This is a genomic window from Paenibacillus sp. J23TS9 (genome assembly GCF_018403225.1).
GTDB lineage: Bacteria > Bacillota > Bacilli > Paenibacillales > Paenibacillaceae > Paenibacillus_AQ.
The window spans coordinates 176,027-199,319 of the sequence record NZ_BOSG01000006.1; the positions used below are offsets into that span (position 1 = coordinate 176,027).

Annotated in this window: 21 protein-coding genes; 6 read left to right on the forward strand and 15 right to left on the reverse strand. The window is 47.3% G+C overall.

The window, feature by feature from the left end; genetic code table 11:
* The first annotated feature begins 127 nt into the window (after positions 1-127).
* Positions 128-580: an acyltransferase family protein gene (locus KJS65_RS29990; protein WP_244864859.1), complete on the forward strand. Its 453-nt coding sequence runs from the start codon at positions 128-130 to the stop codon at positions 578-580.
* Positions 577-1,275, forward strand: a complete 699-nt coding sequence (locus tag KJS65_RS29995) for an acyltransferase family protein (protein ID WP_244864861.1) — start codon at positions 577-579, stop codon at positions 1,273-1,275. The genes KJS65_RS29990 and KJS65_RS29995 overlap by 4 nt, the downstream gene beginning before the upstream one ends.
* Before the next feature lie 618 nt (positions 1,276-1,893).
* Here KJS65_RS29995 and KJS65_RS26630 read toward each other — a convergent pair.
* Both KJS65_RS26630 and KJS65_RS26635 read right to left on the reverse strand, forming a co-directional pair.
* Positions 1,894-2,739, reverse strand: a complete 846-nt coding sequence (locus KJS65_RS26630) for a Gfo/Idh/MocA family oxidoreductase (RefSeq protein ID WP_213652853.1) — start codon at positions 2,737-2,739, stop codon at positions 1,894-1,896.
* The gene (locus KJS65_RS26635; protein WP_213652854.1) at positions 2,736-3,815 is read right to left on the reverse strand and encodes a Gfo/Idh/MocA family protein; all 1,080 of its coding nucleotides are present in this window, start codon (positions 3,813-3,815) and stop codon (positions 2,736-2,738) included. The genes KJS65_RS26630 and KJS65_RS26635 overlap by 4 nt, the downstream gene beginning before the upstream one ends.
* Before the next feature lie 604 nt (positions 3,816-4,419).
* On the opposite strand from KJS65_RS26635, the gene guaD reads away from it, so the two are divergent.
* The 4 genes from guaD (at position 4,420) to KJS65_RS26655 (ending at position 8,317) form a co-directional block, all read left to right on the forward strand.
* The gene (gene guaD, locus KJS65_RS26640) at positions 4,420-5,784 is read left to right on the forward strand and encodes a guanine deaminase (protein WP_213652855.1); all 1,365 of its coding nucleotides are present in this window, start codon (positions 4,420-4,422) and stop codon (positions 5,782-5,784) included.
* A 57-nt stretch (positions 5,785-5,841) separates the two neighbouring features.
* Positions 5,842-7,182 carry a uracil-xanthine permease family protein gene (locus tag KJS65_RS26645; RefSeq protein ID WP_213652856.1) on the forward strand — a complete coding sequence of 447 codons (1,341 nt, stop codon included), beginning with the start codon at positions 5,842-5,844 and terminating at the stop codon, positions 7,180-7,182.
* A 408-nt stretch (positions 7,183-7,590) separates the two neighbouring features.
* The gene (locus tag KJS65_RS26650; RefSeq protein WP_213652857.1) at positions 7,591-8,046 is read left to right on the forward strand and encodes a hypothetical protein; all 456 of its coding nucleotides are present in this window, start codon (positions 7,591-7,593) and stop codon (positions 8,044-8,046) included.
* A 37-nt stretch (positions 8,047-8,083) separates the two neighbouring features.
* Entirely contained in the window at positions 8,084-8,317 is a 234-nt protein-coding gene (locus KJS65_RS26655) for a hypothetical protein (protein WP_213652858.1), read from the forward strand.
* A 286-nt stretch (positions 8,318-8,603) separates the two neighbouring features.
* Here the strand turns inward: KJS65_RS26655 and KJS65_RS26660 are convergent, their stop codons facing one another.
* The 13 genes from KJS65_RS26660 to KJS65_RS26725 all read right to left on the reverse strand — a co-directional run bounded on the left by KJS65_RS26660 (position 8,604) and on the right by KJS65_RS26725 (position 23,291).
* Positions 8,604-9,434, reverse strand: coding sequence for a GNAT family N-acetyltransferase (locus KJS65_RS26660; RefSeq protein ID WP_213652859.1), 831 nt, complete (start codon positions 9,432-9,434; stop codon positions 8,604-8,606).
* 462 nt (positions 9,435-9,896) lie between these two features.
* Complete coding sequence (locus tag KJS65_RS26665; protein ID WP_213652860.1) at positions 9,897-10,487, reverse strand: hypothetical protein; 591 nt, start codon at positions 10,485-10,487, stop codon at positions 9,897-9,899.
* A complete protein-coding gene (locus KJS65_RS26670) occupies positions 10,471-11,262 on the reverse strand; it encodes a hypothetical protein (RefSeq protein ID WP_213652861.1) in 792 nt (263 codons plus the stop codon). The genes KJS65_RS26665 and KJS65_RS26670 overlap by 17 nt, the downstream gene beginning before the upstream one ends.
* A 65-nt stretch (positions 11,263-11,327) precedes the next feature.
* Positions 11,328-11,651: a nucleoside triphosphate pyrophosphohydrolase gene (locus tag KJS65_RS26675; RefSeq protein WP_213652862.1), complete on the reverse strand. Its 324-nt coding sequence runs from the start codon at positions 11,649-11,651 to the stop codon at positions 11,328-11,330.
* Between the two features lie 64 nt (positions 11,652-11,715).
* A complete protein-coding gene (gene mutT / locus KJS65_RS26680; protein ID WP_244864863.1) occupies positions 11,716-12,762 on the reverse strand; it encodes an 8-oxo-dGTP diphosphatase MutT in 1,047 nt (348 codons plus the stop codon).
* Between the two features lie 267 nt (positions 12,763-13,029).
* Positions 13,030-14,214, reverse strand: a complete 1,185-nt coding sequence (locus KJS65_RS26690; RefSeq protein WP_213652863.1) for an alanyl-tRNA editing protein — start codon at positions 14,212-14,214, stop codon at positions 13,030-13,032.
* Positions 14,215-14,750: 536 nt separating this feature from the next.
* On the reverse strand, positions 14,751-15,962 hold the full coding sequence (locus tag KJS65_RS26695) for an MFS transporter (protein WP_213652864.1): 1,212 nt from the start codon (positions 15,960-15,962) through the stop codon (positions 14,751-14,753).
* 14 nt (positions 15,963-15,976) lie between these two features.
* On the reverse strand, positions 15,977-17,104 hold the full coding sequence (locus KJS65_RS26700; protein WP_213652865.1) for a Gfo/Idh/MocA family protein: 1,128 nt from the start codon (positions 17,102-17,104) through the stop codon (positions 15,977-15,979).
* 221 nt (positions 17,105-17,325) lie between these two features.
* A complete protein-coding gene (locus KJS65_RS26705) occupies positions 17,326-18,150 on the reverse strand; it encodes a sugar phosphate isomerase/epimerase family protein (RefSeq protein WP_213652866.1) in 825 nt (274 codons plus the stop codon).
* Between the two features lie 6 nt (positions 18,151-18,156).
* Positions 18,157-19,686 (reverse strand): ABC transporter substrate-binding protein, encoded by a 1,530-nt coding sequence (locus KJS65_RS26710; protein WP_213652867.1) that lies wholly within the window; start codon positions 19,684-19,686, stop codon positions 18,157-18,159.
* Between the two features lie 55 nt (positions 19,687-19,741).
* The gene (locus KJS65_RS26715; protein ID WP_213652868.1) at positions 19,742-20,626 is read right to left on the reverse strand and encodes a carbohydrate ABC transporter permease; all 885 of its coding nucleotides are present in this window, start codon (positions 20,624-20,626) and stop codon (positions 19,742-19,744) included.
* A 17-nt stretch (positions 20,627-20,643) separates the two neighbouring features.
* Positions 20,644-21,576, reverse strand: a complete 933-nt coding sequence (locus tag KJS65_RS26720) for an ABC transporter permease (protein ID WP_244864865.1) — start codon at positions 21,574-21,576, stop codon at positions 20,644-20,646.
* Between the two features lie 101 nt (positions 21,577-21,677).
* A complete protein-coding gene (locus tag KJS65_RS26725) occupies positions 21,678-23,291 on the reverse strand; it encodes a response regulator transcription factor (RefSeq protein ID WP_213652869.1) in 1,614 nt (537 codons plus the stop codon).
* Positions 23,292-23,293 lie beyond the last annotated feature (2 nt).

Here is a 23,293-nt window from a genome sequence, read left to right on the forward strand (position 1 = left end):
GATTAACAACCGCCTTCGCTTACATTCGCTCACGCTTTGCAACTTGATACTTTAGTACAATCATTCCCCCTGAAACTCGCCTAGAATTGATCCTTGAAATCACAAAAAACCGGGGAGTTGAACCTGTATGACGTCAAAAATCGCTTATTTGGATGGTTTAAGAGGTCTGGCGGCCTGCGTGGTCGTTGTTTCTCATTTTTTTCAGGTATTTTCGCCATCCGTCTTTGAAGGAAAACCGGAGATCGCCCATTTTGCCTTTGAAGGCTTGGCTGCGCGGACTCCGCTGAACCTGCTGTTCAACGGCAATTTCTCCGTCTGCGTGTTTTTCGTATTGAGCGGTTTTGTACTCAGCTGGCGGTATTTTCATACGAAAGACAAGATACATATATACGCCTCCGCGCTGCGCAGGTATTTCCGGTTGGCCATTCCTGCTGCCTTGTCCGTCTTATTGGCCTACGCAGTCATGCTGCTAGGCTTTGGATTTTTTGACGATATCCGCCAAACGACGTTATCTTCAATGCCCGACCCATTTCTGGCTAATCCCCATCTCCCCGTCATGATTCGAGAGGCTTTATCATGACCTATGAGCTCCTTGGTTCCTTCCTCATCTTCGGATTTCTCTTGACCATCGGCAGTTCCAGGCTTCGGATCATCGGATATGCGATTCTGGCCCTGCTGCTCATGGATTCCTATTATTTAGGGTTTATCCTCGGCATGGCGCTCAGCGACCTGATGTACAGCGGCCGAAATTGGCTAATCGTCATTCAACGTCCTTGGATCCCCCCTCTCTTCCTTGGCGCTGGCCTATACCTCGGCTCCTACCCTTATGTAGGCACCGAGAGCACCATTTACTCCATCCTGGTATGGAATAGCTCGTCCAGCTTTTCGTTCTTTGTGTTTTACCATACGTTAGGCGCATGTTTAACTTTGATAGCCCTCCTGAATTCTCCTCGCCTCCAATCGCTTTTTAGCCGAAAAACGTTTCTCTACCTTGGAAAAATATCGTTTTCCTTCTATCTGCTCCACTTTACGATCGTCTGCTCACTGGGCTCCTACATCTTCTATCAATTGCACCCCCTATTCTCTTACAGCCTAAGCGTAACCTTCACCGTTATCCTAACAGCTCCTTTCATCTTTGTATTAGCCCATGTATTCTACCGATTTGTCGATGCGAAAACCCTTTCTATGCTTGGCCGGTGGAGCAGGCGGGTCATGGATCGGCTTGTTCGGAACAAGCGTGGGAGTGTGCCGGTTGAGAAATCGAAGGGGATTTAGGCCTGCTGCTGACAAAATAACTGACTTTGTGCAAAGCGGCCGCTTCGGGCACGGATCGCTCTTCCGATCGGCTGCCCGCCTCCAAATTACTTGATTATATTTTCAAAGATTCAAGTGCTGACTATATGCAAAGCGGCCGCTTCGGGTACGGATCGTTCTTCCGATCGCTGTTGTCTCCAAGTTTCTTGATTATATTTTCAAAGGTAGAAACTTGGAGACAAAGGCGACCGCTGCGCTTCTTCAGATCGATTCCGTCCCCTCCGCTGTTTTTGCTTATTGTCAGGTACTTATGTCGTTAAACCAAAAACTTTTGTTCATCCGGCCTATAGTTCACAGAACCGAGTCCGTGAACGTTCACGAACGAACCCGTCCCAATACAAAAAAATCTCCAAAGACTCGTTTCCAGCGCCACCATGCGCTATCAACGAGTCTCCATGGAGATTGTAAATTGAACTGCGGAGCAGCTTAAGCACCTGCAAGCAGAGTCCGAAAAGACCATAAAGCAACTCTCCTGCTAAGTCATTCAACAGGTTATCGTTTGCCGCCCTATATTCAAACGCAACGCAAAGCAGCCATTCCCGTTCTCCGCGAAAATGGCTGCTTTTCTGATTCTTACGCTTACCGGTCCTCCGGCAGCTCCATCCACTGATAGGGTTGCTTTGCGGCGATAAGCCCATATTCGATGATCGTCATAATGGCAATCGTCTCGTCAGGCTGCACGGTCGACTGTCCGGTCTCGAAAAAAGTTACCAGATCACGTATGAAGCTTTGGAAGTAATCCGATGCCGGCTGCAAGACGCGGCAGGCTCCCGAATCGTAGTTGACGGCCATCATGAACGGGCATCCGGCGCCCGGCTGCTGGATCGTGGCCTGGCGCCCGCCCCCGAACTCGATCAGCAGCGTCGGTGCGGTCTCTGTGCCGACGAACATGACGCGCTTCGCGTCCGTGCCCATGAGCGCCACGACCGGCTCGATCTGGTGAATCGAGTAGTTCTCGAACGCACCCGGCCCGAGGCTTGAAATCACCCGAATCCCTGCTCGCTCGACTTCCGCATATTCCGCCGCGTAGCGCAGCGCGGAGGAGGAATACAGGGCTGTCTGATGCTTCGCAGCCCGCTCGAACAAACGTAATGCCGCTGCCCGGTCCGGGGCAAACGTCTTATCCATGTACGTCGGCTTCCCTGAAGCGAGCGGCAACTCCGCAAGGGCCTCATGCTGCTCGGGGTTGTCGGGCGACAGTACGATGAGATAGTCGCTTTGTGCAATCACCTCTTCGATCGTGTCGCACCACGCCACACCATGATTTACGCACCATTCCCGGTTGGTCAGCCCATGCTCCTTGTCCTTGATCGCATGCGCAAACGCGACCTCCATCGTTCCGCCCGAGGCTTCTCTGATCCATCCCGGGTATTGATTGGCATGCCATTCATCGAGGTAGTAGTCAATGAAGCCGATTTTTTTCATACCGGCGCTTCCGTTTCCAATAGAGAAATCTCACGGCCTTCTTCGGAGGATTGGTAAATGGCCTCGATCATTTGCGCGGTCAGGATGACGGTATCGATATGCGACGGCAGCTTTTCTCCGGAATGAATGCCCGTGATAAAGCCGTCGATCTCCACTTGAAAGGCGTCGCTCTTCGGATAATTTGGCGTGCTTTCCAGCAATGCACCATGCTTCGCCGAGTACAGCGTGAATTCCTTACCGTACTGGAGGCGAATGCCCGCTTGATCCCCGAGAAAATCAATGTACATTTCTTCGATGCCGATATTTTGCGCCCAAGCGCCGTTGACCGTGATCGACGGGCCTTCCGTGCGAATCATGGCCGTCACGAAATCATCGACATCATAGCTGCCCTCATAGTTTGGAGGGCCTGCCCACATGTTGAGGTAAGCGTAATTCTGCATGTCTTTGCCAAGCTTCGAATACGCCTGTCCCGTCACGGTCTTCGGCTGCGGATCACCTGTGCAGTACATGACGACATCGAGAAAATGCACGCCCCAGTCAATGAGCGCCCCGCCGCCGGCAACCGCCTTGGTCGTAAAGTCTCCGCCCAGACCGGGGATCGAGCGGTGCGCACGGAAGCTGACCACGACATGGTACAGCTCGCCAAGCTCACCGTTTTCGATCATCTGCTTGATGATGTTGACGCCTTTATTGAAGCGGTTGACGACGCCGATATTCAGCGTTTGGCCGGTTTCATGCTGCACCTTCTGCATCTCCAGCGCTTCCTTGTACGTTCTGGCCGCCGGCTTCTCGCACAACACATGCTTGCCCGCGCGCATGCAATCGATCGCAATCTGAGCATGGACATTGTTCGGCGTACATACCGACACCGCCACCACGTCCGGATCCTCCAAAATGTCTCGATAATCCTCTACGGCCGTGCCGCAGCCGTACTCCAAGACGGCCTTCTCGGCCCGTTCCTTGCGAATGTCGCAGAAATACTTGATCTCGGCATCCTCGTTCGCCATGTACGCCGGGATATGCGCATTGTTGGCAATCGTTCCGCAGCCAATCACGGCTACAATCGTTTTAGCCATAGTTTCTTCCCTCCGATGGTTAGAACCCGGTCAGGCAGATCCGGATTGCATAAAAGTATTTTGACCGAAACGTTATTTCTAAAAGAATGCCCTCTCCTTCCCAGCCGACAGCATTTCATTCGTCAATCGTTACGGCCAACTACTGACATGATATCATGTAAGCGCTTTAGTTGACTTCAATATCGTATGTGAAAATAGGATTATCGTATCCGTTTCGCAGCTGCTTGGATGCTGCCTGGTTGCGGAAGCGGAACGGCGATATACCCGTGTAATTTATTAAAATTATGCAAAAATCATGAGGCTTATTCCCTCGCAGCGCAGGTCGCTTCCCCTATTGCGTGCAGAAGGTTGCATAGTGGCTTGGATCATGTGATCGACTCCATCTCCCGGAGCACACCCGATCTCCATTTCTGTTTCAACTCCGGATCGATGAATGCTGCAGAAACCGCCCTATCCCTCTCCGTACTCGTCTGCATCTGCTCTGTACGTGTCGCAATGTTATCAGGATATAACATGTTCATTCGTATTTAGCTGTAGACTTATCATTTTGCAGCGAATATAATAACAAAAGCATATTCAAAAAACGAACATTAGGACGGTACTTATGAATAAATATATGCAATTATTCCGAGGCACTGCATTTTCCAGCAAATCTTCCAAAGAAATTCAAATATTAAAAGACCATCTGTTCTGCATCAATCATGAAGGACGGATTGAAAAAGTCGTAGCCCCAGCGGATTCAGACTATCAACCTTTACTGGATGCTTATCAAGGTCAAGACAACTACCACGCTCTAAATGAAGGCCAATATCTATTGCCCGGATTTGTCGATTTGCATGTTCACGCGCCGCAATGGGCCCAATCCGGAACAGCGTTAGATATTCCGCTCTATGATTGGCTGAATACGTATACCTTCCCGCTTGAATCTAAATTCTCGGATCTGGATTTTGCACAAGAGGTCTACGATGATTTGGTCAGCACCCTGCTTGCCAACGGAACAACGACAGCACTTTATTTTGCGACCGTTCATAAAGAAGCCAGTTTATTGTTAGCTGAAATATGCGCCAAGAAAGGCCAGCGTGGACTCGTCGGGAAAGTGGTCATGGATGATGCCGAGCAAAACCCTGAAAACTATCGCGACGCTGACACCCGGACGGCACTGGCGGATACGGAAGAATTTATTGTTGCTGTACAACAATTAGCCCAATCGACGAAACAAGGCGTTTATCCCGTTGTGACGCCCAGATTCATTCCAAGCTGTACAGACGAAGCTTTGAAAGGTCTGGGAGAACTGGCAGATAAATATGACACGCATGTTCAATCGCACTGCAGCGAAAGCGATTGGGCGCACGGTTATGTACAAGATCGCTTCCAAAAGAACGATGCTTTTGCTCTGCATGATTTTGGGCTATTGCGTGATAAGTCTGTTATGGCACATTGCAATTTCCTGAATGATGATGATGCAGATTTATTTGCCGAGAAAGGAACGGCTATTGCCCACTGTCCAATATCCAACGCCTATTTTGCCAATAGCGTCATTCCCATAGCTCATTTTCATGCCAAAGGTGTGGAGATTGGCCTCGGGTCAGATATTTCAGGAGGTTTTTCGCCTAGTCTTTTTGATAACATCAGACAAGCCGTCATATCTTCAAGAATGCTGGAGGATGGCGTTAATCCTTCCCTTCCTGCCCAAGATCGCGGTGTACCGGGATCACGCATTACGGTTGACGAAGCTTTCTATCTTGCGACGGCTGGCGGCGGCGAAAGTTTAAGCTTACCCATCGGCCGCATTCAAGAAAACTATGCATGGGATGTACAAATCATCGATACCAAGCTGCCATCCGCCAAATTGCCAATCTTTAATGAGAATGAGGATTTACATGACATTTTCCAGAAAATTATGTATCTGATTCGGCCTGAGCATATCCGCGAAGTTTGGGTACAGGGCGAAAAAGTTCATTCGCGTTAAGAAATATTAGAGAAATGTCTATCTTACAAAAATAGAAAGTTCGAGGTGTACAACGGAGTGGAAACACAAACAGGCCAGCAAGCTCACGCTCAACATTTAACTGTTTTGCCTGATGAAAAAATCTCGTTCGGTAAATCCGTCATCCTAGGCTTACAGCATGTTATTGCCATGGACGTCTATGTCGTCCCTTTCCTCATTGCGATGTTAATCGGCTTATCATCCGGCCAGTCAACCGCGTTGATTCAAGCTACCTTTATTGCGGCTGGGCTTGCAACGATTGTGCAAACTTATTTCTGCATGAAGCTGCCTGTCGCCCAAGGTCCTTCCTATGTTCCGCTTGGTGCGATCGTCAGTATTTATGCCGCTAGCGGCGGTGGGCAATTAGGTTGGAATTCCGTATTAGGTGCCAGCTTAGTTGGCGCAATCTTAGTTATCGTTTTGGGCTATACCGGTATTTTCAATAAAATCGTTAATATATTTATCCCGCCGATTGTTGGCGGTACGATCATATTCATTGTGGGTCTTTCATTATTGCCTGTGGCCATCAGAGACAATATTTATGGCGCCACGGATGCTACAATCAATCAAAACGTGTTGCTGGCCCTGATCTCAGGCGCTGTACTCATCCTTTTCGTGCTTCTGGGTTCTTTGCTTCGTAATAAAGGCTCCATATTCCGAATTATTTCGGTCATGGTTGCGCTTGTTGTCGGATGTATTACAGCAAATTTTATGGGCGTGTTAGATTTCTCCGCTGTTAAAAGTGCCAAGTGGTTTAGCATGCCGCATCTCCCTTTTGCCGATTTTGGCTTTTCGTTCAACTTTTCAGCGATCATTACCATGATCATTATCTATTTCGTACTGCTGGCTGAAACCACAGGTACTTGGTTCGCCGTCAGCAACGTAATCGATAAGCCGTTAACGGATAAAAATCTGAACCGGGGCGTCATTGGGGAAGGCATTAGCTGTCTGATTGCTTCTTTGCTCGGTTCAACACCTGTTACGGGTTACTCCACCAACGCCGGCATCATTTCCATCACAGGCATCGCGAGCCGCCGCGTTTTCCTTGCCGTAGGAGGATGGTTTGTTCTCTTTGGCTGCTCGGGTAAATTAGCCGCATTAATCTCTTCGATTCCAACGGCCGTCATCGGCGGCGTCTTTACCATCGTCTGCGGCATCATCGCGATCAACGGCATACAGGTGATGAAAAACGTAAAAATCGGCGAAAAAGAAATGTATATTATCGCGATCCCGATGATCATAACCTTAGCTTTAGTGATGATCCCTCAAGACTTCCTGCATTCTTTGCCTACTTTCGTGCAGTATCTATTGGGCTCGCCGATCCTGGCCGCTTCGATTGCAGCGATCCTATTGAATAAATTGCTGCCAAGCGTGAAGTAATTTGTAAAAATGAGGTAATAGAAATACGGAGAAACACTTCTCTGTAAAACTACAATAGGAATTTAAAAGGGCTGATCCGAAAGGCTGCGATTGATGCAGCCTTTCGGGTCAGCCCTGTTTTTTTATTTTAATAAACAAAGAGGCCTTCCGAGAGGTCCCTTGGATGGCTTCGATCAGGATCCAACCTGGCATTCAATCTCTTTGAGCAACACCCTCGGTTTTAATCCTGGTTCTCCCCCAAGTTTCATATCTGCTATCGGGGATAAAATCCGCTCAGAGCATGCTTATGTAGCTACCTTTCCTTTCAATTAATAGTTCATTTATTGGGTATATTATATAATTTATGTAACTTTTTAGGAGTTTGTGGTGTTTATATATTGTAAGTTAAAAATCATAAAGGAGGGACGTTTGGAAGCACAAGATATACAATCAGAAACCTATGCGGAAACGCCTTTTATAAAAATGGCAAGTAACGGCAACTGGACAGATGATATAAGTATTCTAGCCACTGTTCCACTCCCTTACTATTTTAATTCAACATTTGATGCTTCGGTGTCTTCGGCAAGTGATATGAAAAATGGAAACAGTACTACAGTCCGTATTACTGCTAATTATGACTGGGTTACAAGTGATTTCCCTAAAATCCTTGACCCTAGCCAAAGATATTATGATATTACATTGTATGCAAATGGTGTATCACAAGGTACCTATCGATTTTTAACTGGTGGATGGAGGCACGCTGATTGGACTGGCGTCCCAATAGGGGCCACACTTAGTTTTAGAATGACGAAACCGCAACAAACATGGAGTACAGGTGTTTTAGATGGTAGAATAACTGGTAGTGGAGAGGTATTAAATCCGTAACTCATTGACATATAATTAAGACAGAGGTGGTTTTTTCATGAAAAAGAAAGCAATTGTTATTTTGACAGCCGTAATTTCAGTGATTGCAACAAGTTCTGTAGCATTAGCTGCATCTAATGGAAAGATTGGTTCCATTAATAATCCTGCTGTACTGATCCCCCCGTCTAGAGCAGAATCTGTAAAGATCTATAAACAAACATATGAGGAGACCCCATTTATCATTGACGCAAGAACTGGGGAGCATTTAGAGAAACCAGATCTTAATTTCTAAATGCTGAATATTTTTAGAAAATCCGGGCCAATAATGGCTCGGATTTTTCTTTTAATTCTATTAAAAATTAGACCGAGTAAGAGATTAATGGCCGTCAAACAATGGCCCTGGAACTAGGCGCTCACACAGGCAAATATAATGCTAATCATCCATCTAAAAGAAATACAAGAAAAGGAGAAGCCTTTACGAAGGAAACTCCCAAAAACTCCAGGTTTTAAGCCAGCTCCCCGGATTGAAGGCTCGGGGGGCGGCGGTGTTAACTTTGGCTGGACACTGGTTAGACCGGTTAAACCAAGTCTGCCGAGTTCATCCATCTATAGTAATCTTGTGAATGCACTGTTTTAAATCCAACCGATTCATACAAACCTAGAGCGTGGTCGTTTTTCGTTTCGACTTCTAAGTGTACCGAATATCCCGCCATGCTTTGCTCTTTAATGACTCGGCGTAACACTTTTCTGCCTATTCCTCTGCCTTGATATTCTGGCAAAATGGAAAATCCGTAAATCCACGCTTGCCCCTCTTCTCGGCTCACTCGAATTTTCCCTACCGTACCTTCGCTCATGTCAATCATGAACATATCCGTATCCTCGGAGAACTCGCTTTCTATAGCTCTGGCGTCTTCTTCGTTCAATCCGAACGACGCAACGGATAATCGTACGCGCATTTCGTAATCATCTAGTGTTGCGTGCCTCAAATGAATATCATCCGTATCTTCAAGGGATTTTTCTTGCCACTCCATTTGATGCTCTGTGAATGCATACTCAGCACCTTGTTTACTCAAAAAAGCTTTTGCCGCATCGGATCCCGCAGGCGCGTTCAACAAAACTTTCCTGTATCCGTTTTGTTTAACACTCTCCATTCCTTGTTGGAACAATCGATGAAAGTACCCTTTTCGTCGTGCACTTGGTTTTACCATTCCGCACACTTCGACTGTAGAACCCATAGCATACAAACCTAAAAACGCTACAAGCTCGCCATTTTCATAATGGAGAAAATCCAGGTGGTCAGATTCCCGCGCTCTAAGCATTTCCCAGTTAAGCTTCAGTTGTAGATGATCATGAATTTCACACTCTTTTTGCAATTTTTCAATATCTTTTAATTGTTGTGTCGTTAACATTTATTCTCCTTTGGCTGTCCGCATCCATATTCTCAGTTATTTTAACAGGACATTAGGTTACTAACACCATACCACATATTGGATTAGCCTTGTTGTCAGAAAACCAAAACATTGCCATCCATATAAATTGAATTAAAGAAAGGGAAAACACTTCGCCTATATTCCGGATGGAATCAAGGAGAAGCAAGGTTAAACTTTAGTTCTCATCCTGAAACGTATCCAGCAGCGGAAAGCGCGAGGCGTATCCCAGGCTTTCGACCAAGCTGGTATAGTACCATTTCTGCGGCTCATATCCCCGGTTAAACCTGTGCCAGACCGCATCCCCATAGCCTTCGAAATCACGGCTGGTGGATCGTAAATTGTGAAGCTTATCCGCGCAGGAGAGCTGTCTGAGGGCGAGGTTTGCACTTTTCAGAAAATCCAGCGTGTGCGGGTTGAATCATGTTATGCCGGGACCTAACCTTATGCTTCTGGCAAAGTCAGCAGCTGCTCGAATAAGTTCGCCCTGATCGTCGCGGAGTCCGTGATGGAGGTGAGCGGAATGCTTGTCCCGATGGCCTGCTGGAGTCCCCAATACTTCTTGATGGACTTCTCCTTCGTCTTGCTCCGCCAAATGCCGTCGTCGCAGGTAATATCAAAATGATTGTCCAGCCAGTACGGATCGCGAAACAGCCAATGGTCCGCGATCGCGGGCATGCGCTCCCACTTGGAGAAATCGTAACGGAAACGGGATAGCGTCATATCCGGGTAGTTGTCCTGTCCCTCCAGGTCAATCTCGACGACGAACACATCCCCGTCCTTCACATCGGGCACGCGCTCGTTGCCGGCGGAATCGCCGTCCAGCTGATAGATTTTGATAAAATTGCTCAGCAGCCAGCCCTCTTCATAAGCGTCGGACTTCCACCTGAGGAATCGTGACGTCAACGGCATCAACCCCAGTTCCTCGCCGATCATGTCCATTTCGTTCATGAGCATATTCAGATTTTTGTAGGTTTCCCGCAGCACGGTGACCGAAAGGCTGATATTCTCGCCCAGATCATTTGTTGTAGACATAGTAATCCTCCTGAAGCGCCGTGGTGGTCGGCCAATGTAGTTGGGTTTTCGAGCTGGATGTTTTTTGGAATTGGTACGGCTTCTCCTCCAGCGGGATGTTATGAATGTGGTGCAGGAAGCCTCGGAAGCGTTCGAAGCCTTTTTGGACTAACAAATCGATAACATCCTGGATGATCATTTGCTGCCCCCGATCGAGCGCTGCCGGATCCACCGATTGCAGCTGTTCCAAAACATTTTGCCAGGCGATGAAGCCCAGCGTGACATCGGGTGAAATCAGCGAACGTTCCTTCATATCCGTTTCGACGGGGAGCAGGATCTGGAAAGGAGCCAAAAACACGAGGTAAGCAGGCCGCCCGCCGCGGATATCCTCAAGCAGTCGGGAATAACGGACGAGCTGGTGGCAGCTCTCTTCCGGCGAGATCATCTCTTCCGATTCGTCGTCTTCCGACGACAGGCCGCTGTAATACTTCACTTCGATGCCCAGAACGACGTCCGCATGCTCAAGGATCAGATCGATTTCTCCCTCGGCGTGACGGTACCAGAACTTCAGTTCATAATCATAGTCTTGAGTGGTTTCTACAAACCTCTTCCAGATGGGGTCCGGGAAATTGTGCCCGGCGTTCTTCAGGCGAACCGCCTTTAGGATCTCCTTCAAGCCCATTTGAAAGGGAAGATAACGAAGCGCCCCAAAAACGTCGCCGGTCAGCTGGTCCTCCAGCCGGTCGGACAGGTTGCTGCCGGAGCTTGAAATTTTATGGTGAATTTCTGCGAGCAAAAGGTTCTCCCTCCTGTTGGAGCAAACGTTTAAAGTCTATTTATGTCATTCCGGATTTCCGGAATTTAGTCCTCCGCCTCAATCAGCAGAATGCGCTCCTGAAACTTGCCGCGTTGCTGCGCCTTCTCGTGGCGCACCTGATTCAGATCCTGCTCCGTAGCTCCATGGATGGACGCCAAAGCATAGATCACCTCCAGCATATCCGCCAACTCCTCGACGGCTTCGCAGTCCTGCGCAGCTGTTATGTATTCTTGATGCTCTTCCTGAAGCTTTTTTCTCAGTTCCGCAGCATAGGCTTCCGCGTCCAGCGTCCTGGTCATATACTGTTTGCCCTGCGCTGCAATGATGTCCGGAATCAAGTCCCGCACAAGCTTGTTATATACCGGCATGGTGTTTTTTGTTCGTAGGTCCTGCTGTAAAGGCATTTTCACGTCATGGTTTGAAGTGGATGCTTCAAGCCAACTCGTCCCCTTTTCTCAACAGCATGGATTGAAAATGAGGGGCTCCTTCGCCCATGTCGCGCGTATGGAAATCCTCGATTCGAAAATAACCTTGGATCTTCATGCGTATCTCCTCATCAGGATACATAGCAAAATAACGCTTCGGCTCATAAGCATCCTGCTCCCAAATCCCGTCCGATTCCATTCCGCCATACAGCCCTAAGTAGAACAACCCGCCCGGCTTCAATACACGCTTGATTTCCGTGAGGATATCCGGCAGCTGCGCTTTCGGCACATGCAGCAAGCAGTTCATGGCATATACCGCGTCAAAGGAACGATCCACAAAATCCAAATCATAAAAATCCATCATCCGTGCGCGCAGTCCCTTTTGCCTGCATAAACGAACCATCTCTTCGGACAAATCGACGGTCGTCATATCGAAGCCATGCTCCTGAAAAAACAAACTGTCCCGCCCTGGTCCGGCTCCGACTTCCAAAACGGTTCGAACATCATTTGTCCGGAATGCATTCAGCACTTGGTCGCGTTCTTCTACCTTCCAGCCTTCCAGACTGGATGAATTTCTGAGTTCTGCCTGATTGTCGTAGGACTGACGGAGAATGGTTTTAATATCCGCGGTCTCAGTAAGATCGGAACCAGGCCTTGGACTTGGAAGTTCATCCTCTTCAATTAACATGCTAACGAATGCAACGTCCGCCGGCGCGAAAATATATTCGCCAAGCTCATCCCGCTTCACCCAACGGACTTCGTCATGATCGGTCAGCTTCATTGTGCCGCTGATGAACCGCGCCCTGTATGCGATTAACCGGATATGCTTCTCGCCATAGCGATGGTCATTGGTTCCGAAATACGCGTAAGGCTCAATGGCGATCTGCAGCTCCTTACGCAGCTCACGCTTTAGGCAATCCGCCGGAGTTTCGCCTTGCTCAAGCTTACCTCCCGGAAACTCCCACCGTCCGGCCTGAGGCTTTCCCGCCTTTTTTCTGGCGATTAACAACTGTCCTTGTTCGTTTTCGATAATGGCTGCGGCTACTTGGATCAAAAGGGGAACCCTCCTGTGATTAGTTCTAAAGAATGGTAAAGTTATAACAATAGATTAGCACATTTAAATGAGGGAAAAGTAAACCTGCACGGCAAAAAATCATAAGTGCGTTGATTCTCCCACCTAAAAAGAAGTGCCGGAAAGTCCCTTGGACTTTCTCGACACTTCCGGGTTCGGTTGGTTACCAACCGGCGTTTTTGCGTTGCAATTTCCTGATGTCGTGCATGAACGTGGAATTCATAAATTCGGGGCTCCGGCTCATACCGCCTATTCCCCTTCAAGCGCCGATAATGTCTGCGCCGTAAAATGGCAAAATGCCATGGCATCCTCACCGTTAGCAAAACCGGCCTGCGCCATCTTGTCACTGCCTCCGCCTTTACCGCGATAATCGGCCAGATGCTGCTTGAAGAACGCACCGCAGGCGAGTTCGCTCTTCCCTCCTTGAACGAGAAGTACCTTATGGTCCGTACCCGATACGAAGAGCACGATAACGTCAGCTTGGTCGGTGAGTTTGGCCGCCAGGTTTTGCATATCCTTCAGCGGCTTGTCCGCAAATACATGCTTGATCAGGCTGCCCTGACGGTCCGCCAACAGCTTTTCAGCCAGATAAGCGTCATTCTCCGCCTTCACGGCATTCAATTCGGCCTGGAGCTGCTTTTGCTCCTGATCCCATTTTGCAATCCGATCCGGAATCTCTTCCTTTGCGGTATTGAACCTAGTCGACAAGCTGCCTAGAATCTCCATGCCGACATTAAATTCTCGGAGTGCACGATAGCCGCATTTAAAATAGATACGTGTATACCCTTTCTGCTTCTCCGCTCTCAGCAGCTTGATTATACCGATTTCACCCGTTGCAGAGACATGTGTCCCGCCGCAGGCATTATATTCGATACCTTCGATTTCAACGATCCGGATATCCTCGGTTACCTTCGGCTGCTTCACCAGCGGCAATGTGGCCGCCTGCTCCCGGCTCACGAAATAATTCATTACCTTGCGATTAAGGTAAATCTGATCATTGACTTCGAGTTCCAGCATCATCAGCTCGTGCTGTGGCAGATCAGACTTGGCGATATCAATGGTGGCGTAATCCTCACCCAGGTGAAAACTGAGCGTCTCCGCCTGGCATGCCTCCAGACACATGGCCGATAGCAGATGCTGTCCACTGTGCTGCTGCATATGATCGAACCTTCTCCCCCAATCCAAGCGGCAGCCGACCTCTTCCGTCTCGGGAAAATGCTTGACTTTATGCAGGATCTCCCCCTCCTCCTGAACGACATCCAGAACCGGGATTGTATCGATCCATCCCAAGTCACAGGGCTGACCTCCGCCATGCGGATAAAAGGCCGTCTCCTCCATGACCAAATAATTCCCGTCCTCCCGCTTCACTTTGCGTGTGATTCGTGTCTCCCACTCCCGGATATAAGCAGATTCGTAATATAGCTTCTTCGTCATCTTCATGTCCTCACTGTTCCCAGGTTAAATTCACTTTAATCTCAGCTTACTATAAAACAGTCGCGAAGCGCCAAATTCCTCTTAAAAAAGAAAAAACCGCCTGGCAGCGACCTATATAATATGAACGAAAGAACGGGAAAGCACTTTGCCTGTATTCCAGATAGAATCAAGGAGAAGCGAGGTTAAACCTTATTTCATTTTATCTAACAGCACGATTTCGTCACAACGGGGAATATCTAATAGGTTTCACTTTCCAATATGAATTAACTCCAGATGTCGACGACATGACCCAGCTTAGATAGATCTTATCTTAGACTGGTTCTGTCAATTTGTTACGTTGCAATCCCAATAGGATCGGTGAGCACCAACTCCTTAGTCGGCGCGCTGCCAAACGCACAAAAGTCCGCGAACCTCGCGGACTTTTTGGCATTTATGTTATTCGTCTTCAGTTTGCTGATTTGTTATTCTAGCCCGTTACTTCAACGACGCTGCCTCTCAAAATAACGGCAGTTTTTCAGTGACACTATGAAATATGGCTATGAATTAAATTGTTTGCTTTGCGTGTTAACTTGATTCTCAGTCGTCCGGAACGAATGCCGCAATAAGAAGAAACCGATAAATCCGCAGATTGTGATGCCAAAACAAATCCGATATAATACGGATGCCCCGAGATTTTCAAACATCCAACCGCCGAGTATTCCCGCGACGATTCCTGATATACCTCCCCACGTCAGCCCATAAACGGCTTGCCCGCTGGAGCGATATTCGCCGGGCACAAGATGCGAAGTAAGCTGTGTCCCAATGTAGTAATAGCCTCCGAATGTAATGGAATGCAGCAATTGAATGAATATAACCTGTATTGCCGAAACCGCCACGGACATCAATAACCAGCGCGCCGAAAAGAGTAGGCAGATCACGGTCAACCAGGTCAGCATGGTACGTGAATTTTTCTTCAAATACCGATCCAGCAATAAAAATACGGGTACTTCCAGAATTGCCGTGGCGAACGCAGACCAACCGACAACCGTATCCGATCCGCCCAAGCCTTTAATGTAAATACTGAGAAAAGTCGTATTGATCGAATTGGGGATCGAGATGAGCACACCCAAACAAACGAAGATCAAAAAATATTTATTTCGAAACACCATGAGATATCCTTTGTTTGTAAATTTCTCTGACTGTGCTCTTTCATTGCCGCTTGGCATCAGGAAGGTAAAGAAAATGGCGAATAGCAGCATCACATCGAATACGATCCAGAGCTTGCTTATTCCCAGCCAACCAATGATCGGTCCGGCCGCGACCGCAATAAGCGCCCACCCCAGCGACCCCCACGCACGAAACTCTCCAAACTTACGGTTGGTTCCTTCGATGACATTAAGGATCAAGCTGTTGCTTTGTGTGAACAGCGGGCTCTGAAACATGAAATAAAACAGCATCAGACTATAAATCAACGTGTAGGATTCCATCATAAATACAAATTGCATGCATGTGAAATTACCGATCAGGCAAATAATCAGAATGCGCTTGTTGTTGCGAAACCGGTCTGCACAATACGCCCAGAATGGATTAGCTACCAGCCCAATGAGCGGACCGCCGGCTACCAGAAGCCCGATCTGCACATTGGAAAACCCGGTATCCTTGAGATATAACGCGAAGAACGTGCTATAAATAGCCAAGGCCCCATAAAGCACAAAGTTGAACACCTTCAGCATTCCAAGCATATTCCGGTTTATCATTTGATCCGACATGATTCCTTCATCCCTTACAATTTGACGTTGGTCGACGCAGAATGCGTGATGATCTCCTCCGCAGTTACTTCGCGTCCCAGCCGGTCGGACAGGTACACGCCTTCACTGATCAGCATGGTTTGCAGCGCAATCTCCGCTGTTGGCAGATGGGGTACTCTTCCCTGCAGGGCTGCGATCCAATGATGTTGTGAAGAACTGTAAGCGTCATAATCCGCCTTGAGTCTGCCCCAACGAAGCTCCATGTCGTCCAGGTTCACGTTGCTGTCCAGGTCCATGTCCGCTATGGTCGTATGAAAGCTAAGTCCGCTCGTCTGAGATATGGAAGAATACGAAGGGAGCCGAATCCCGCCTTTGCTGCCTACCAGGCTGGACCCTTCAAAACCTCCCATATGTATGGACCACGCCTCGATGAGATCAAGCGTTAACCCGCCTTCGAATCGGATAAATCCAAGACCCAACTCCTCGACGTCGAACCCGGATTCGGCTCTTCTTGCCGCGTCCATATCCATTTCTTGATAGACTTTACCGGATACGCTTTTTACCTTCGGTAAGTCCAAAAGATATAACATCTGGGCAATGTGATAAACCCCCATGTCGAGTAAGGCGCCTCCTGCCGCGGTTTCCTTTCGGTTGAAAAACTTGGTGCCATAACCATCCACGAACGGACGTCCTCTGCGCCGAAACCCCGTTGATCGGGCATGATAAAGCTTGCCCAAGCTTCCTTCCTCGATCAGTGCTTTGGCGGCTTTCGTCTCTTTTCTATACAACGTGTTCAGTTGAATATGAAGCATCTTATTGCAAGCTTTGGCCTTTTCCAGCATCGAATTGCCGTCATAATAGGTCCCGGCAATCGGCTTCTCGCAATACACATGTTTCCCTGCCTCAAGCGCTTCATTGGTTACAGGTGCATGGAAGTTGTTATGGAGGCAGACATCGACGGCATCGATGTCCGTGCGTCTCAGCATCTCCCTAAAATCGGTGTAAACATCCTTGATATGAAATTGGCCGGCTACTTTTCGAGCTGCTTGTTCATTAATATCGCAGACAGCCACAACCTCAGCATCTGCGATCTCAGCATAGTTCTTCAGATGCGTTATTCCAATTAATCCTACACCGATAATACCGATTCGAATTTTACTCATTTGTATTCGCTCCTTTAAGCCCAAATTTTTCGAAAGCTATGATTATGAACTTTAGATTTAAACATTACAGAGCGGAGAGGGCGAGTGATTCTGAAGAAGCGTAGCGTCCGCCTTTGTCTCCGAAATGCCTCATTGGATAATAAGTTCAAGCATTTTGGAGACAACAGCGGTCGTAAGAACACTCGCCATCGCAGCGCACGAGAAATGTAACTTTCTAAAGTTCATTTTATATCATTTACTTTCGACAATACTCTTTTCATGGCGGCAACGGCCCACTCCACCTCAACATATTGATTATCTGGTGCATTATGTTCGATTGCCCAATATTCTTTAAATCCGCTGTCATGCAATGTTTGTGCAATTCGAACCGCCCGATCCTCCGCAGCCAGCGTATTTCCTCCAAAATGGACATGTGAGGCCCATGGCGCGATAATCGAGTCTCCAAGCTCAGCATCAACCTTCCAGCGGTCAACATGCAGCAGAATACCGAAATTCGGATGGTTGACGGCCTCTGCGATCTGCTTCAGAAAATGAGGATTAAGAGACGGCCCCATATGATTCTCCGGGCCAACTTTACTGCCAAAATCAGCAGCAATCCGGCTATACTCCTGATATCTTTGTACGATATGCTCAAACTGTTCTTGACTCATATCGAAGAAATCACCATTAGGATCATTCGAATACGAGCCGCCTGTGTCAATTCGCACCGTCTGAGCACCTAGTATCTCTGCTGCGCGCAAATGCTTTAACGCATTTTGATATTGCTGCTCGCGTCTTTCTTTGTCCTGGTCCCATAATGAAGCCGTATCAATGGCAAAGTTAACGACTGTCATTTCTTTCTCATCCAAGGCTTCGCGAATTTTGTGAAGATAATCATCATCCGCCAATTCCCATACGGGCCCTCTTTTATCCACAAAGAACCCGTTATACAGATCAACTACATTCAGACCGTAACGGTATTTTACCGTTTCCAGATAGCCAAAAACGTCCATTTTACCTTGTACAAATGTGTTTTGAAACGAATATCCTCCAATAGATACCTTCATTTAAGCTCAACTCCCTTTCTTATTTTTTTTTTCTGCCCATTCATTTAATTGCTTCTGCTTCTCTGCAATAACTTTGTCAATGCCAGCAGCATGAAGTGCAGCATTGAATTTAGGAAGATTGACCTCCGGATCCAGAGCACCATTCTCCAGACCGCTTTGGAATTGACGAACAACGTTTGTAATCGCTGCTAATTCCGTTTTCACCGGCGATGGGTTGTAGGTGAAGCCGAGGGCGGCAGATTTTTTGGATTCCCGATTGTATTGATCCATCTCCTCCCATAGATCAGGATTATCTGTGACCCAGGTATAGGATAGAAGCTGATTGCCAAACATCCATCCTTGGCGCATGTTGTAACCGCTGTTTGTCGCATTGACGCCAGGTGGGAAGTCAATTGATTTTTCGCCGACCTTCACGTAGTGCTTGCCTTCAATCCCCCAGTCAATCAGGTTGATCAAATCTCTATCCGAATTCAACAGGTTCAGGAACATCATGGCACGTTCCGGATCTTTGGAATTAGAGGGTATACCGAGCATAATTGCAGTAATATTGGTTGTACTCGTTATTTGCTTGCCCAGATTGATCAGCTCAAGCTTCGTATTAACACGCTGTTCCGTTTGCGCAAGCGCACCCGGCTTGCCTTTTTGAATAACTCCGAAACCGACGTTCGCCTTGATAAGATCGACCGCTGATTCTTTGCTTGTCGCCGCATCCTTGCTGATATAACCCGCTTCATACCAACGTCTGGCTGTTTTTAACAGCTTCGCGTACTCTGGGGTTTCGAATAAATTCACGACCTTGAGGTCATCCAAACTATCCAAAACGCCAATGTAGTCCCCAAGAATGTCCCAGTTATTTTCCAGCAATCGATCCACGATAGAAGCCGAGGCGCCTGGCTTGCCAAGTGGGGTAATATTGGGCTCATTCTTGTGAATGGTCTCAAGAATCGGATCCAAATCGTCCAGCGTCTTCACCTTACTTGCATCGAGATTATATTTATCGAGCAGATCCTTGCGCATCAGAACGTTGGTATTGGAGGCAAAGTCCCTGATACTTGGAATGGCATAGATTTTGCCTTCAACTTTGGTAGCCTCCAGTATTTCCGGCTGGAAGGCTTTCGTGATGTCTTGACCATGGGTTTGAAGCAGATCATCCAGCGGCAGCAGTTGTCCTTGCGCTACTTGTCTTGAAAAGTCCGTGCCTCCCGTCACGATTAAATCGACTTGTTCATTTCCAGTGAGCATGAGAATGGTTTGCTGATCCCAGGCTGCCGGTTCAATTCTTTCCAGTTTAACTGTCGCATTTATTTTTTCGAGCGTGATTTTGCTCATCTCTTTTTCAACGAGTTCCAAATCTTTCTGTGCCGGTCCATAAAAGACAAGCTTCACCTCATATGGCGGCAGCTTCCCGTCACCTGTTTCGGTGGTTCCCTCCTCTCCCGCAACCACGGCATTCGTGTTCGATTCTTTGCCGCAGCCTGCCAGCAGCAGAGTCAACATTGTTATGATCAATAGCATGATACCTATCCTTGTACGCATTACTTGCCCCTCCCATATTAATCATTTGCGATCCATGATAGAACGGATGACAGCTCTATCCTTTGACTGCACCAACAGTAAGTCCCTTTGCAAAATATTTTTGAAAAAACGGGTAGGTCACCAGAATGGGGATCACACCGATTGCTGCAATCGCCATTTTCAAACCATGGTTAGGAATATCATCTGCCGACGTCATGTCTTCCACAAAATGAGTGTTGCTGGCCAAGTATTGCGCATTCAAAAGAATCGTATTGAGCAGCACTTGAATACTGTACAGCTTGCTGTCCGTGATATAGATGAGCCCGTTGAACCAGTCATTCCAGTAATTGATCAATTGGAACAGGCCAACCGCGCCCAATACAGGAGTAGACAATGGAAGAACGATTCGAGCAAAAATTTTAAATTCGCTTGCACCATCCATATAGGCTGACTCGATCACTTCGTTCGGAATATTCATTGTGAAAAATGTTCGGATTAGAATCACGAAGAATGCGCTTACAAGTAATCCGGGAATCAGGAGTGCAAATAGCGTATTTTTAATCTGGAACACGTTCGTATACATTAAGTAGGTCGGAACAAGTCCACCATTAAAGAGCATCGTGAAGAAGATGAAGAAGGAAATTGCGTTTCGCAACGGCATATCTCTTCTTGAGATCGGATAAGCCAGTAACGTCATCACGATCAAACTTGTCACAGTCCCGATAACGGTTATGAATATCGATATTCCATATGCCCGGATCAGCATAGCCGGTTCCTTGAATAAATAACTGTAGCTCTCCAGGCTGAATTCGGTCGGAAACAATGTGTAGCCGTTCTGGATAATCGAATCCTCACTCGAAACGGAGGATGCAACAAGCAGGATAAAGGGAATCAGGCAAAGGAATGAGATTGCGATAAAGACGATGTTAATAATCCACTGCTCCGTTTTCCTGGCTAACATGTGATCTCACTCCTTTTTTAGAACAGTGAATTCTCAGGATTGATTTTTTTAACGACATAGTTAGAAATGAGAATGATAATAAACCCCACGATGGACTGATATACCCCTGCAGCTGACGACATGCCAATGTCTCCGTTTTTGAGCAGGGCCCGGTATACGTACGTATCAATCACATTGGTTGTAGGCATCAGGACGCCCGAGTCAAGTGGAACCTGGTAGAATAGACCAAAATCGGAATAAAAAATACGGCCAATCTGGAGCAGGGTCATGATAATAATAACGGGTGTGATCAGAGGAATTGTGATTTTGAAAATTCGCTGCAGTTTACTGGCACCATCAAGCGTCGCTGCCTCATAGTACTCGTGATCAATACCGACGACAGCCGCAAAGTAAACGATACTCAAGTACCCTGCCGTACTCCATATTTTGACAAGGGTTAAGATGTAGGGCCAATACTTGGGATCGTTATACCACATCACTCCGCCCCGTCCCAGAAGCGGGAGAATCGTATTGTTAATAAGTCCCGTTTCCATACTGAGCAGCGAATAAACAAGGTAACCAATAATAACGGAAGACATTAAATACGGAAGCAAAATGATACTTTGATAAAGCCGGGGTAAGAAACGATTTTTCAATTCGTACAATAATACTGCGAGTGCCACGGCTACAACCAGATTAAGGGCAATAAACACCAGGTTGTACAGAATTGTATTCCTCGTAATAATGTAGGCATCTTCCGTTTTGAACAAATACTCAAAGTTTTTGAGCCCGACCCAATCGCTGTTCATAATACCCTTTGCGAAGTTAACATCCTTAAAAGCAATAATGATTCCGAACATGGGGGCGTAATTATTGATGAGCAGATAGACGACGCCTGGTATCAGCATAAGATACAGCATCTTGTATTTCTTTAACTTCTTTAAGCTAATGCCTGTTACCCGTGAAGACATGGTTATGGTCCTCCTTTCCGTCAGCGTTATGTTGATTTCATTGACTGGCTCCATTGTAGCTAAGAGCACTCCGACCGGACCACCTCTAAACTGACCTAATATTAGTACAATTCTGACCTGTGGAATTTGCGGTACTGGTTCGGATTCATCCGTACCCCCTGCTTAAATATCTTGGAGAAATACGAAAAATTCGAGTACCCCACACACAGTGCAATTTCACTGACGGACATATGGGTTGTTACCAGCAGCTCCTTGGCCATTGAAATTCTCTCTTCCACAATAAATTCCACAATAGACTTGCCTGTCTCTTTTTTGAACCGTCTCGACAAATAGTCCGGATGCAAATTGACATGTCTGGCAATATCCTCTCTTGAAATCGCCTGATCAACATGCTGCTTAATAAAGGCTATGATTCTATCCATTAACGGTTTCGTATCCTCGGCCCCATAACAAAACTGAATGGTCTGATCCAGCGTATACTTCACCCAGGCCTGCAGATCCATCACAGAACGTACAGCTTGAGATAGCTGCTCAATGGCTATTGCTTCCCCCAGGACTTCATAAGCCTGCCATTCTTTGAACTGGATAAAGGAATAAAGCATCTGCAGGAAACTTTGAATAAATTGCTGCAGAACCTCCACCTTTAATCCAGCGACATCCTTAAGCGAGTTCAAATAACGTTCCGATTCGGAATAAATGGCATCATATGCATCTTGCTCGAGCATCTTTAACCAGACGTTCATTTGGATGACAGCGACTGATTGCGCGGTGTTTATGCCCTCACTCACGAAAAAAACATGATTATTCCGGTTCAGGTTACTTTCTTTCATGCAGATCAAGCTGTTATAGCGGGCTGCCATCTCATGGATCAACCCCTGCTCACCCACATAACACGAAATATCGCACTGGAAATATCCGTTGCATGACTCGATGTAGATTTTGCACATCTGTTCTATATTCTTCGTGTGGTCTTCGGCCTCAGTCCCTGCAGGTAGGATCGCCACAAACATATCGCTGGTTATCCGTACCAACTGGCCCTGTTCATCTCCGCGAAGAATCATATGGTCCGCAGCATTCATAAGCGCATATTCTATAAGCTTTCTATCTTCGGTATTCAGCTTCTCCGCCCAGCGCTGAACGAAAATCAAAATCGGCAGATAGGAATCCGTCTCCTGAATGGGAAGGTTTCTGCTTTGCAGAACATCCCGAATCTGCTTCGGGCTTAAATCCCGCTGGTTCAGCACATCCTGCCAAAACCGCTCCATTAAGATGGACCGGTTCGTATGCCAAAGCTTGGCGTAATATTGGCTCTCCGCCTTGTTGATGTGCTGTTCCCTTTTTTCATTAATCTTCTCTACCCCTTTTAGAACGACAGCACGCAGCTCATTGAGCTTAACGGGCTTAAGCATATAATCAAGGCTTCCCAGTTGAATAGCTTCCTTCGCATAGATAAAGTTCGAATGGCATGTCAAAAATATGGATTCCGTTAACAGATGCCGCTCCCTAACCCATGACAACAATTCGATCCCGCTGCCCTGGGGCATCTCAATATCACAGATCATAATGTCAATCGGATATTCACCAAATATCCCCATGGCCTGCTTGATATTATGGGCCACATGGATTTGGGAGATCGACAGCTCTGCCCAATCCACCGCAGCTTGAACGGCTCTCACCGCATGGATCTCGTCGTCAACGATCAGTAATTGATACATGC

Bases quoted from the DNA above. Each gene is read 5' to 3' on its own strand.
- KJS65_RS26705 (WP_213652866.1), bottom strand. From the start codon at position 18,150: ATGAAGGTATCTATTGGAGGATATTCGTTTCAAAACACATTTGTACAA.
- KJS65_RS26675 (WP_213652862.1), bottom strand. From the start codon at position 11,651: ATGCCGGTATATAACAAGCTTGTGCGGGACTTGATTCCGGACATCATT.
- KJS65_RS26725 (WP_213652869.1), bottom strand. From the start codon at position 23,291: ATGTATCAATTACTGATCGTTGACGACGAGATCCATGCGGTGAGAGCC.
- KJS65_RS26720 (WP_244864865.1), bottom strand. From the start codon at position 21,576: ATGTCTTCACGGGTAACAGGCATTAGCTTAAAGAAGTTAAAGAAATAC.
- KJS65_RS26660 (WP_213652859.1), bottom strand. From the start codon at position 9,434: ATGTTAACGACACAACAATTAAAAGATATTGAAAAATTGCAAAAAGAG.
- KJS65_RS26710 (WP_213652867.1), bottom strand. From the start codon at position 19,686: ATGCGTACAAGGATAGGTATCATGCTATTGATCATAACAATGTTGACT.
- KJS65_RS26700 (WP_213652865.1), bottom strand. From the start codon at position 17,104: ATGAGTAAAATTCGAATCGGTATTATCGGTGTAGGATTAATTGGAATA.
- KJS65_RS29995 (WP_244864861.1), top strand. From the start codon at position 577: ATGACCTATGAGCTCCTTGGTTCCTTCCTCATCTTCGGATTTCTCTTG.
- KJS65_RS26635 (WP_213652854.1), bottom strand. From the start codon at position 3,815: ATGGCTAAAACGATTGTAGCCGTGATTGGCTGCGGAACGATTGCCAAC.
- KJS65_RS26630 (WP_213652853.1), bottom strand. From the start codon at position 2,739: ATGAAAAAAATCGGCTTCATTGACTACTACCTCGATGAATGGCATGCC.
- KJS65_RS26695 (WP_213652864.1), bottom strand. From the start codon at position 15,962: ATGTCGGATCAAATGATAAACCGGAATATGCTTGGAATGCTGAAGGTG.
- KJS65_RS29990 (WP_244864859.1), top strand. From the start codon at position 128: ATGACGTCAAAAATCGCTTATTTGGATGGTTTAAGAGGTCTGGCGGCC.
- KJS65_RS26690 (WP_213652863.1), bottom strand. From the start codon at position 14,214: ATGACGAAGAAGCTATATTACGAATCTGCTTATATCCGGGAGTGGGAG.
- KJS65_RS26655 (WP_213652858.1), top strand. From the start codon at position 8,084: ATGAAAAAGAAAGCAATTGTTATTTTGACAGCCGTAATTTCAGTGATT.
- KJS65_RS26715 (WP_213652868.1), bottom strand. From the start codon at position 20,626: ATGTTAGCCAGGAAAACGGAGCAGTGGATTATTAACATCGTCTTTATC.
- guaD (WP_213652855.1), top strand. From the start codon at position 4,420: ATGAATAAATATATGCAATTATTCCGAGGCACTGCATTTTCCAGCAAA.
- KJS65_RS26665 (WP_213652860.1), bottom strand. From the start codon at position 10,487: ATGTCTACAACAAATGATCTGGGCGAGAATATCAGCCTTTCGGTCACC.